Raw genomic sequence first — 12,395 nt, 5'->3', positions numbered from 1 at the left:
TGCGATAGCTCCTATTTTCATATATTAACAATTTCTAAGTGGTACTAAATACTCTTATATTCAAATATTTACATGACAGTTTATATTTGCTATATTATATTTTATATCCTTTTTATTGCTTTCATCTATTGATTCCATTACTTAATATGAAACTTTTATAATAGTTATTTATTAATTTTTGTTAGGGGGATTTATTTGGAAAAGAAACCGAAAGAAGTATCTAATTTAACTTCAATAAAGAATAACATCTTTGCGCTAAAAGTTGCATGGACTATTACTAAAAGCTATGTAATCCATGCATTGATGATGAATATTTTAGGATGTTTTGAATGGGTGTTTTTCAGTACAATTTTTATGAGATACATAATTAATGCATTTGAAAAGAAAATGGGTTTTAACAGTATATTGGTATTTATACTATTTTGCGGGGTTACATTTGCATTAATTGGCCTATACAGGAGCTATGTAAATAACGTTGCATTTCCCCTGAACAGTACTAAAATGTACGAAGGACTGTATCTGAAACTGTATCAAAAAGCTAGAAATGTTGAACTTAACTGTTTTGAAGATGCAGAATTTTATAACAAATACACTATGGCACTTGACAGTGCAGGTGACAAAATAGCTACGGTTGTAAAAAATGTGTGGGGAATACTAACGGGCTCAATTGCAACTATTGTGGTATTTATTTCTATGTATGATATAGACAAGTTAGCTGTGTTATTTGTAATTTTTCCAATAATAGGTAATTTTATTTTTGGCGGTATTTTGAACAAACTGGAGATGAAAAGGTACGAGGAGGGTATACCCAGTGAAAGAGTTTTTCAGTATGTAAACAGGGTTATGTACCTTGCTGAATATGCCAAGGAAATGCGACTATCTAAAGTTTATAGTCTGATAAAGGAAAAATACAATGAAGCTATAAAAAAGACTATCAGTATAGCAGAGAAATATGGGGCTAAATCAATAATAATGGAAGTATTGAAAGTTGTATTTACTTTTTCTATAATCTTTGAGGGTGTTCTTCTGTATGGTGCTTACAGGGCAATTGTTGAAAAGAGTGTTTCTCTTTCAGAACTTGCTGTGCTTTCAAGTACAATGGTGGCAGCCACATGGATCTTAATCGGGTTATTTAATAATATAGTGGAGGCTATGAAGAACGGAATGTTTGTCAATAACCTTCGTACTTTTATTGAATACAAAGAAGTTATTCCCGAAGACTGGGATGGAGATATACCTGAGCCTGTTATTTCATCTATTGAATTCCGAAATGTCAGTTTTGCTTACAAAAAAGGTAAATATGCATTGAAAAATCTGAACTTCTGTATATCGGGAAATAGTGTCGTAGCTGTTGTAGGACATAATGGAGCAGGGAAATCAACTATCATCAAACTATTGTTCCGCCTATATGATCCTACCTCCGGCGAAATTCTTGTAAACGGCAGAAACATAAAAGAATATAATCTTAGGGCTTACAGGCAATTGTTTGCCGCCGCCTTTCAGGACTACAAGGTGTTTGCTCTCTCTGTAAAAGATAATGTTTTGATGGGGTATAAAGTTGAAAATGAGGAAGAAGCCGTTATAGAAGCTTTAAAGAAAGCCGGTGTCTATGAAAAGGTTGAGACTCTGCCAAAAGGAATAAATACCATTTTAACCAAAGAATTTGACGAGGACGGGGCGGTGCTTTCAGGTGGACAGTATCAGAAAATAGTAGTTGCAAGAGCCTTTGTTCAAAATACTCCAATTAAGGTTTTTGACGAACCTTCATCAGCCCTTGACCCAATTGCCGAATATGATTTATATAAAAGCATAATGCGTGAGAGTAAGGACAAAACCATGATTTTTATCTCCCACCGTCTTTCATCAGTACGAAATGCTGACAGAGTATTTATGTTTGAACACGGAGAGCTTATTGAGCAAGGTACTCATGAAGAATTAATGAAACTGAACGGCTCCTATGCGGATATGTATACAAAACAGGCTATGAACTATCTGGCAGTGGATAAAATAGAAGGAGGGGTTGCACTATGAGTGATGTAAAAAAGAAACAGCCCTTTAAACAGGTATGGGATAATAATTTATTTATATTAAAGATCTGTTTTTCAGCTTCACCATTATATATTCTTGCATTTATATTGGACATATTAAGAAATCAGATTTTAATTTTCCTTGAGCATACTTATGGTATCGGTTATGTACTTGAATCAGTGGAATTTGGACGGCCCTTTTATAAGGTAGCTGTATTTATAGCAATACTATTTATATTAATAGCTTTGGGTATGGTATATGGTGCTTTTGTAAATCAGCTTATATCAAAAAAGGCATTGCCAAAGATGAAGCAAAAATTCAAGTTTATGCTTTATGAAAAGGCACAGGAGCTTGATTTGGAATGTTACGATAATCCCGAGTACTATAATGAGTTTGTTTTGGCAGTTTCTGAAGCAGATAATCAAGTAGACAGACTGATGGAATTTCTAAACAAGATATTTACAGGTCTTACTGTTTTTGCTACTGTAGGAACATATTTTCTTATAAAAGACTGGTTTTCCGTAATATTTGTTCTGACTTCCTTTATTTTGTCCTTTATGCTTATGCAGATTTTCAACAAAATAAATTTTAAAATACGTTTGCAAAAAAATCCTGAGGAACGAAAAAGAGCTTACGTTAATCGTGTATTCTACCTTAATGATTATGCTAAGGAACTAAGGCTGAATCCGGATGTGTCAGGGAAACTTCTTGATAAGTTTAAAGAAGCAAATAAGACTATCTACAATATTGACAAAAAAAATGCAAAAAAGAAATTTGTTATAAGTTTTTTTAGAGACTATGTATCCAATGATTTTATAAGCGATGTACTTTACATAACTTATCTGGTATATAAGGCTACAGTTTTACATACAATTTCTTACAGTAGTGTTGTGATTTTATTTAACTCCTTCAACAACCTGAAACAAAGCTTAAGGACTATAACTGAAATTTATCCTTATGCCAGTGAAACAAGCCTATACATTGATAAAATCAGAAACTTCTTAGATTATGAGCCTAAAATTGTAAGTCATAAAAAGCTTGATGTACCTAAGTCGCCAAAAACATTTAATATTAATAATGTATCATTTGCATACAAAGAGGGAGAAAAAAGAATAATAAATAATATAAATATGACAATTAAACCCTATGAAAAAATAGCACTTGTGGGCTACAATGGTGCAGGAAAAACTACTTTAATCAAGCTGCTTATGCGTTTATACGACGTACAGGAAGGTACAATTTCATTGGACGGCATTAATATTAAAGAATATGACGTTACTAGGTACCACGACTATGTGGGAACGGTCTTTCAGGACTATATGATTTATGCTGCTACAGTCAAGGAAAATGTATTGATGGATAATGCGCATGGAATACCGGAGACCCCTGTAATGACAGCACTGGAACAAAGCGGATTTGCACAGCGGCTTCAAAAATTTAAGCTGGGCCTTGATACTCCCCTTACGGCAGAATTTGAGGAAGATGGAGTGAATCTGTCCGGTGGAGAAGCACAAAAAATTGCAATATCCAGAGCTTTTTACAAAGATTCCAGTCTGATAATACTGGATGAACCATCTTCTGCACTTGATCCTATTGCTGAATATCAGCTTAACCAATCAATGTTGGAGGCTGCTGCAAATAAAACAGTGGTGTTTATCTCTCACAGACTTTCTACTACAAGACTGGCAGACAAAATATTTATGCTTGAAAATGGGAGAATTATTGAAGAAGGAAGCCACGATGAACTGCTCCAGCTAAACGGCAAGTATGCTGAGATGTGGCGTGTACAGGCAGGTCAATATATACAGGTATAGTTACACATAGGGGGCTGTCCCCAAAAACGTTGACCTTAATCCAGTTTGATGGACACAAGGAATCCCTATATAATAAAAACATGGAGGGATTCAAATGGCTGAGAGAAAAAAGTTTGATAAAGCATTCAAGGAACAGACCGTTGAAAAAATATTGGCAGGTGAAACAACAGCAAGCTTAATGGCAAAAGAAATTGGAGTGCACTACTCAACAGTAAGAGACTGGTTAATCGCTTATGAAAAGGATGGTTCAAGTGCCTTTCCAGGCAGTGGTAACCTTAAGCCTGACGATGATGAAATAAGAAAATTACGCAGGGAATTAGCTAACCTTAAAGAGGAAAATGAAATATTAAAAAAAGCCGCGGCCTATTTTGCGAAAAATCAGAAATAAACAAGTTTAATTTTATCTATAAACACCGCTTCATATTTCGGATTGCAAAGATGTGTCAGGCCCTTCAAGTATCAAGAAGCGGTTATTATGCATATTTTTCACGTAGCGAAAGTAATCGGAGCAAGTCAAATAGAGAGCTCCTTGAAACTATTAAAGAAATCCATAAAAAGAGTCATGGAATTTATGGTGCTCCTCAGATAACAAAGAATCTTCCGGAAAATCAGAAAGCCAGTAAAGGCCGTGTTGCAAGGTTAATGAAGGCAAATGGTATACGTTCCAAAGTGTCAAAGAAATATAAAGCGACTACGTACTCAAATCATAGTCTTCCTGTGGCAGATAACATTCTTAATAGAGAATTTACTGCCAGTAGACCTAACCAGAAGTGGGTATCAGATATTACGTATATTCCTACAAAAGAAGGTTGGCTTTATCTTGCTGGTGTAATGGACCTCTATGGACGTAGGCTTGTAGGATGGGCTATGGCGAACCATATGAGAACGGAGTTGGTATCTGCTGCTCTGAATCAAGCAATTGGAAGAACCGGTGCTAAAGAAGGATTAATAATTCATTCTGACCGGGGAATTCAATACGCCAGTAATGACTATCAAAATCTGCTAAAAAGATATGGATTTGTATGCAGTATGAGCAGAAAGGGCAATTGTTATGATAATGCCCCTATGGAATCTTTTTGGGGCAAACTTAAAATGGAATGGCTAAATGATTATAATTTTGAGACCAGAGCTGAGGCTAAAAAGGCTGTTTTTGAATACATAGAACTGTTTTATAACCGTAAAAGGACTCATTCAGCAAATGGATATATTCCCCCATTCGTGCTGAAGGAAATATCATAGATATTGTAAGAATTAATGAGATAAATAGTGATTCTTGCTGTCTATTTTATTGAGGCAAGGTCACGTATCTAGAAATTCGTTTTTGGGACAACCCCCTTTTCAGACTATTTTGAATTATAGTATTTGAGAGAGTTTCTCCCAAAATTCACATTCATTTTCTAAACATTTTCTAGTAATAGAACTAAGGATAGTATCTAATGAAAACAAAGCATCAGTACGTCTTGATCTCATCAATTTATTTTTTGCTATTTCCCAGTTACGAATAATATCATTAACAATACTTGAAAGCTCATTATATTTTGATTCACTAATATAGTTTTGAGTATATATTTCCTTTAATAATAACGAATTTGCAATTTGCCTGTTGCAGTTGATATTTAAATCAGCAACTCCTCCATCAACAATTAATTCTATTTGGTCACTAGGAGAGTACTTCCAAAAATCATTACACTTGTTTATATTGGAAACGTCATTAATTATATTTTTTGCATTTCTTTTTACAACTTCTATATTTAATTGGTATGGTTGTATATTCTCTGCAAAACGATATACCAAGCAAGGTGAACTAATTTGTGGCCTAGTTGTGTTGCCCCCATAATCAACAAAATAACCTGAACCAAAGAAACTTTCAATTAATCTGCTTTCAGGTATTTCCCTTATATCCCGACCGCTATTATCATCCTCAATAGTATAAAAAGTCTTTGAATCATCATCGAAGCCAACTATCATTGCAAAATGATTCCAATGATGTTTTTGCCAGGGTAATGAATTTGGTATCCAACTAAATAAATCTACAAATAAAGCCAGCAGATTTTCAGACATTATTAATTCTTTTACTTCATCAATAAAATTGTCATAATTCTTAAAAGTATAAAATTCTTGTTTTATAATATTCTTTGAATAGAATTCTTGATAAGAAAATTGTATTCTAGGATATCTAATGGGTTCTTGATAGAAGTCACGAATATAATAGGTATATGAATTTAAATATGCAGCTGTTTTATAACTAGGATGTAAATAAGTCAATACTTCGAAATAATTATTTAATATGCAATTCATATAAAATTCTTTGAAAGGAACAATACCTAGTAACTTTTTCATAATATTACCGTGTATAATTTCACATTATACATTTTCCTTTTCTTTGAATAAAATACAATAAGTAAATTGCTAATTTGACACGTTATTAAATAATTGCAATGAAATTCACTTTAGTATATATTATCATAATATGTAAAAAAAAGCAATATTTTCGACTTACTAGGTTGAGCTAATTTACTAAAAAACCTGTTTTATTTTTTACATACTGCCTTTTGACTTGTGAGTTGTATAATTATTGCAATAGATGTATAATTATGACAGTGACATTTGAATACAGTAATTGTAACAATTTAACATTTCTCGCTACCTATTCCGAATTCAATCAACGTATTAAATTTTTATACTATTTGTTATATCACATTGAAAAGTAAATAAGGTGCTCAGAGCATGGGATAAACAGCTTATGCTCCGAACATACACTACCTCGAAAACCTTTGTGATTTCGAGAAATTTATTAATTTTAAGGAGGTCAAAAAATGAAAAAGGTAAGTGTACTGGTTGTGCTTGCTGTTTTACTGGTAAGCATTGTTCCACCTGCAGTTTCAGCTAAGGAAAACAACTTTAACTATGTTGATGCATTTGCCAAATCAATTTTGTTTTACGAAGCAAATTGGTGCGGACCTGATGCAGGGAACAACAGAATAAAATGGCGTGGTCCTTGCCATATTGAAGACGGAAAAGATGTAGGACTTGACTTAACTGGAGGCTTCCATGACTGCGGAGACCATGTAAAGTTTGGTTTGCCGCAATGTGCTTCTGCTTCCACCCTTGGATGGGCTTATTATGAGTTCTCAGATGTTTTCATTGAAAAGGGTCAGGATGAGTACATGCTTAATATTTTGAAGCATTTTTGCGATTACTTTATAAAATGCTTCCCTAACAAAACTACTTTTTACTATCAGGTAGGCGATGGAGATGTGGATCACCAATATTGGGGACCACCAGAGCTTCAGACATATGACAGACCTGCATATTATGTTGCAACACCCGAAACTCCTGGCTCGGATGTAGCAGGTGACGCGGCAGCTGCATTAGCACTTATGTATTTGAATTACAATGATAGGGACCCTGAGTATTCACAAAAATGCTTAACTTATGCAAAAGACCTTTATGACTTCGGTATGAAATACAGAGGAAACAGTAAAGGACAAAGCTATTATTTGCCAAGAACATATCTTGATGAACTTATGTGGGGAGCAATTTGGCTTTATGTAGCTACAAATGATAGCAAGTATATGGATGATGTAGATAAGTTAATGGCTGAAAAAGGAATTGCTAATGGTAATTCATTTAATGACAATTGGACACAGTGTTGGGATTATGTTTTGACAGGAGTATTTACAAAGCTTGCAACACTTTCAACTAATCCTTTATACAAATCAATTGCTGATGACCATATTGATTATTGGCAGAACAGATTACAGACTACTCCAGGTGGTTTAAAATACCTAGATAGTTGGGGTGTTTGTAAATATCCTGCTGCAGAGAGTATGGTTCAGCTTGTTTATTACAAATATTTCGGTAATGAAAAGTGCTTAGAATTTGCAAAGAATCAAATAGATTATATTTTAGGAGATAATCCTAACAATATGTCTTATGTAGTTGGTTTTGGGGATAATTATCCTAAACAACCTCATCACAGAGCCTCAAGCGGAGCTCTCGAAGGGCCTCCTGCCGATGAAAAGAAAGAATTGCCACAAAGGCATATTCTTTACGGTGCTCTTGTAGGGGGAGCAGACATGCAGGATGAATATCATGACAATGTAAATGAATATGTTTATTCTGAAACAGGCTTAGATTACAATGCTGGTTTCGTTGGTGCAATGGCAGGTATGTCAAAATACTTCGGTAAAGACCAGCAGCCTGAACCTACTCCTGGTATTGAAGGTGAACCTACACAATACTATACAGAAGCTCAGCTTTATAAATCAAATAATGAGGGTGTCACTGTTGACCTTAATTTATACAATATAGTAACATCACCTCCTCAATATGAGAAAGACTTATCAGTTAAGTTCTTCGTTGATTTATCAGAATTTGCTGCTGATGGAATAAATCCTGCTAAGTTTACTACAAAAGTATATTATTCTCCCGCTGGCGCAGAAATATCTTCAATTCAGCCATATGATAAAGAGAATAATATCTATTATGTAGAAATAACTTTCCCGAAGGATGCATTATACGCAAGAACCTATGTGCAATTCTGTATTTACAATTACGAAAGTAAACTTTGGGATTCATCAAATGACCTTTCTACAGCAGACTTAACAGATAAATATAAAAAAACAGAGAATATTGCAATATATAAAAACGGAGTTAAAGTTTACGGAAATGAACCGTCAGGAGGAGAAGAAGAAATCCTATACGGAGATTTGAATAATGATAAGGAAATAAATGCAATTGACTTTGCATTGTTAAAAAAATATCTCCTGGACGGAAATGCAGGAGGAATCATATTAACTAATGCTGATATGAATAAAGACGGAGCTGTAAACGCTTTGGATTTTGCAAGCCTGAAACTCTATTTGCTGGGTAAATAATAACAACTAACAAAATTTTAAAGAGCCGTACCTTATAATTGCAAGGGTACGGTTCTTTTTTTGCTTGTTATATTTTTTTGGTATATGTTACTATAACGATAAAGAATTTTAATTGACTTTATATACTGAAATAGAGAGGTAGTAAAATAAAATGGTCAAGATAAAAATTAGAAACAGTATTTTCAGCCGCCTTGTAATAACCTTTCTAATAATAATAATTCCTCTTTACGGTTTAGGAATTTATATATATAATAGCGGTTTGCGTACCATAAAAAGCGAAATATCAAAATCAACTATAGCTCAGGCATCATTCTATCTTGAAAGTCTCGAAAAAGAAATAGAAAGAATTAAAATACTCCAATATGATTGTCTAAATGATGAACAACTAAATAAGCTTGCAATAAGATGGGAGATTATGAATGAATATGAAATATCCCAAACCTTACTTCAATTAAAACAAAGACTTGTTGCTATAAAAAACAGCAGTATATATGTAAATGATGTAAAAGTACATATTCTTCCAATTAATAAGACAGTTTCTTCAAATAACGGAGTAGATGATATTCATATAGATGAATACAATGATATATTTGTTCCAACAGGATTAAAGGGAGCACAAATCATTAATTATAACGGTCAGCTATATCTAAGTACTTTTCAGAAATACAGCGGTTCAACAAAGCCTTTATTTACTATTGATATAGAGTTAAATCAGGATGCTTTAAAACATGCCCTTGCACAATTCAATACCTATACGGGAAGCGGTTCCATACTGATAACACGTACAAATATTATTACAAGCAAATCAAAAGAGGATAATTCGCAATTTATTCAGAGTATTTTACTGAGCATGAATGAACAAGAGAAAGACGGAACAATACTCACAAATATTGGGAATGAAAAGTACTATGTAGTTCATACAAATTCTCCATACTTAAATATGACTTTATTAAGGTATTTTCCACAGGAATTTATACTAAAACCCATAGTGAATTTTAAAATCTGGGCATGGGTATTTTCAATTGCGGCCATATTAATAATTATTATATACTCTTTATCCACTTATAAATTTATGCATCAGCCATTGAATGAACTGGTAAAAGCTTTTCGTAAAGTGGAAAATGGCGATTTAAAGGTCACCATAAATCATGATTCCAATAACGAGTTCGGATATCTGTTTAAAAGTTTTAATGACATGGTTAAAAATCTTAATATGCTCATAGACCAGGTATACAACCAGAAAATACTAATGCAGAAAGCTGAATTGAAGCATTTGCAGTCCCAGATTAATCCCCATTTTCTTTATAACAGTTTTTTCATGATTAATACTATGGCTAGAATAGGCGATGAGAATTTAGTACCCTTTACAAAACACCTTGGAGAGTATTTTCGTTTTGTCACAAGAAACTCCATGGACAATATACCACTGGAAGAAGAAATCAATCATGCCAAGGTGTATACGGAAATTCAGCTTATGCGATTTTCAAAAAGACTTCAGATTCATTTTGGAGAATGTCCCCCTATGTACAAGGATTTGAAAGTGCCGAGACTGATACTACAGCCTATAATTGAAAATGCATTTGAACACGGTCTTGAAAAGAAAAAAAATGGTGGATTATTGCTTGTTAATTTTGAAGGAAATGAAAATGAGCTAAGAATTATTGTTGAAGATAACGGGTGTGATATAACAGATAACGAGCTTGAAAAGTTACAGGATTTATTGGAGGACAACGAGAAGGAGATTGAAACAACTGGAACGTTGAATATACACAGACGAATAAGGTTGGTTTTTGGTGAAGAGAGTGGTCTGATTATTTCAAGAAGTGTAATTGGAGGGCTGAAGGCAGTACTGAAAATAGTTTTACAGAAGGAGAGGAAAAATGTATAGGCTATTAATTGTAGACGATGAGGAAATTATTGTAAATGGGTTATATGAAATATTCAGAAGCATGAAGAACCTTGAGCTGGATGTATACAGGGCATATTCAGGAGAAGAAGCTGTTGAATGGTTAAGCAGAACAAGGATGGATATTGTTCTCACAGATATCAGGATGCCGGAAATGGATGGCTTGCAGTTACTGGAAGTCATATATAGAAGATGGCCTCAATGTAAAGTAATATTCCTTACCGGGTATAACGAATTTGAATATGTATATAAAGCAATTCAGCACCAGGGTGTAAGCTATATACTGAAAACAGAGGATAATGACAAAGTAATTAGCGTTGTTGAAAATGCTATAGAGGAAATTAAAAGAGAAGTTAAAACAGAAGACTTAATTCATAAGGCCAAGGAGCAGATTGAACTTGCTTTGGGCCTATTTCAGAAGGATTATTTTATACATATGCTGCATGAAGGAACCTCACTTGATATGAATAAGTCCCAGTTTGAACAGCTATCTATCCCCATGCACCCTGACCATCCTGTAATATTGCTGTTGGGACACATTGATAATATTCCAAGCAACTTATCTTATTGGGATAAAATACAATATATAAATTCCATAAAAGTAATAATTACCCAAAATTTTAGTACAAGTATCAGATTCATAAGTGTTTTAGATGACAGATATAGATTTATATTTTTTATACAGCCAAATGAATTGGTAACTACAGGTTATAGTAAAGCTGAAGAAGAGGCATTTTATACAAAGACCATTTCGTATATAAAAGGCACACTTGAAGTTATACAGACTGCCAGCAGAGAATCCATGAATGCATCAATCAGCTTTGCCCTTGGGAGAGAACCCTGTAGTTGGGAGGATGTATCCAAAAAGTACTTTTCCCTTAATCAACTACTGAATTATAGAATAGGCACCGGTATAGAAATGCTGTTGATTGATAATGAAATGAAAAATAATAATATTTTAACTTCAGGTTCTGAAACAGAAGTACCTGAACTGAATACAAAAGATGAATCATTGGAAATTATTTTGAGAAGAAGAAATATGGATTTGATTCAGCAGTATCTGGAGTCAGGTCAGAAAGAGAAATATTTTGAGGTTTTAGATGAATTATTAAGCCCATTACGATTAATTAAGAGTAAAAACAGTAACTTAGCCATTGAAGCATATTCCATGGTAGCGCTAAGTATTCTTTCGTATATTAATCGGTGGAATATAACCGAAAAACTGGCCTTTCATATAGGCCTTAACAGCCTTATGAGGATTGACAAACATGAGACATGGTCAGATGCAGTGCAATATCTGATAAATATATCTAATGTAATTTTTCAGATTCAGACTGAGGAGCAAAAGAAAAGGGCAGACAATGCAGTTGATTTTATTCAAAATTTTATAAATGAGCATTTAAGTGAGGATCTTTCTTTAGTTAGGCTGGCAGAACAAGTTTACTTAAATCCATCATATTTGTCACGGCTTTATAAACAGGTTACAAATCAGAATCTTTCTGATTTTATTGACAATGCCCGTATAGAGAGAGCAAAGGAGCTGCTGAAAAAAGAAAAGGTAAAGATAAATGAAGTAGCAAAGGCCGTTGGTTATGAAACAGGGGCATCCTTTTCAAGGTTTTTCAGAAAATTAATGTCATGTTCTCCCCAAGAATATCACGATATGATTGTCTCAGGTAAATAGATGATAAGAAAGTAAAAAATGGATTCATTCAATGGTTAACTTTGGTAAAAACAAGTAAACAAAAGATAACAAAAGTAAAAACA

General features: G+C 33.7%; 7 protein-coding genes. 6 read left to right on the top strand and 1 reads right to left on the bottom strand.

Annotated features, from left to right (window positions below):
• Window positions 1-195: 195 nt before the first annotated feature.
• The 3 genes from K412_RS0102950 to K412_RS0102935 all read left to right on the top strand — a co-directional run bounded on the left by K412_RS0102950 (window position 196) and on the right by K412_RS0102935 (window position 5,081).
• The gene (locus K412_RS0102950) at window positions 196-2,031 is read left to right on the top strand and encodes an ABC transporter ATP-binding protein (RefSeq protein WP_024831731.1); all 1,836 of its coding nucleotides are present in this window, start codon (window positions 196-198) and stop codon (window positions 2,029-2,031) included.
• Entirely contained in the window at window positions 2,028-3,842 is a 1,815-nt protein-coding gene (locus tag K412_RS0102945) for an ABC transporter ATP-binding protein (protein WP_024831730.1), read from the top strand. Before K412_RS0102950 ends, K412_RS0102945 begins: the two co-directional genes overlap by 4 nt.
• 94 nt (window positions 3,843-3,936) lie before the next feature.
• A protein-coding gene (locus K412_RS0102935; protein ID WP_278244529.1) for an IS3 family transposase occupies window positions 3,937-5,081 on the top strand; the annotation gives its coding sequence in 2 pieces (ribosomal slippage) (window positions 3,937-4,201 and window positions 4,201-5,081; 1,146 coding nt in all).
• 114 nt (window positions 5,082-5,195) lie between these two features.
• Here K412_RS0102935 and K412_RS0102930 read toward each other — a convergent pair.
• Window positions 5,196-6,140: a hypothetical protein gene (locus K412_RS0102930; RefSeq protein WP_157833808.1), complete on the bottom strand. Its 945-nt coding sequence runs from the start codon at window positions 6,138-6,140 to the stop codon at window positions 5,196-5,198.
• A 518-nt stretch (window positions 6,141-6,658) separates the two neighbouring features.
• Between K412_RS0102930 and K412_RS0102925 the strand changes: the two genes are divergently transcribed.
• The 3 genes from K412_RS0102925 (at window position 6,659) to K412_RS0102915 (ending at window position 12,312) form a co-directional block, all read left to right on the top strand.
• Window positions 6,659-8,722: a glycoside hydrolase family 9 protein gene (locus tag K412_RS0102925; RefSeq protein ID WP_024831726.1), complete on the top strand. Its 2,064-nt coding sequence runs from the start codon at window positions 6,659-6,661 to the stop codon at window positions 8,720-8,722.
• A gap of 151 nt (window positions 8,723-8,873) precedes the next feature.
• Window positions 8,874-10,610, top strand: a complete 1,737-nt coding sequence (locus K412_RS0102920; RefSeq protein WP_024831725.1) for a sensor histidine kinase — start codon at window positions 8,874-8,876, stop codon at window positions 10,608-10,610.
• Window positions 10,603-12,312 (top strand): response regulator transcription factor, encoded by a 1,710-nt coding sequence (locus K412_RS0102915; protein ID WP_024831724.1) that lies wholly within the window; start codon window positions 10,603-10,605, stop codon window positions 12,310-12,312. The genes K412_RS0102920 and K412_RS0102915 overlap by 8 nt, the downstream gene beginning before the upstream one ends.
• The last annotated feature ends 83 nt before the right edge of the window (window positions 12,313-12,395 follow it).

It is taken from the genome of Ruminiclostridium josui JCM 17888, from assembly GCF_000526495.1.
Taxonomy (GTDB): domain Bacteria; phylum Bacillota; class Clostridia; order Acetivibrionales; family DSM-1351; genus Ruminiclostridium; species Ruminiclostridium josui.
Note: the sequence above shows the minus strand (reverse complement) of the source record. Positions and strands in the feature narration are given on the sequence as shown.

Excerpts from the sequence above, each read along its gene's own strand:
- K412_RS0102920 (WP_024831725.1), top strand. The coding sequence starts at position 8,874 with ATGGTCAAGATAAAAATTAGAAACAGTATTTTCAGCCGCCTTGTAATA.
- K412_RS0102945 (WP_024831730.1), top strand. The coding sequence starts at position 2,028 with ATGAGTGATGTAAAAAAGAAACAGCCCTTTAAACAGGTATGGGATAAT.
- K412_RS0102925 (WP_024831726.1), top strand. The coding sequence starts at position 6,659 with ATGAAAAAGGTAAGTGTACTGGTTGTGCTTGCTGTTTTACTGGTAAGC.
- K412_RS0102930 (WP_157833808.1), bottom strand. The coding sequence starts at position 6,140 with ATGAATTGCATATTAAATAATTATTTCGAAGTATTGACTTATTTACAT.
- K412_RS0102915 (WP_024831724.1), top strand. The coding sequence starts at position 10,603 with ATGTATAGGCTATTAATTGTAGACGATGAGGAAATTATTGTAAATGGG.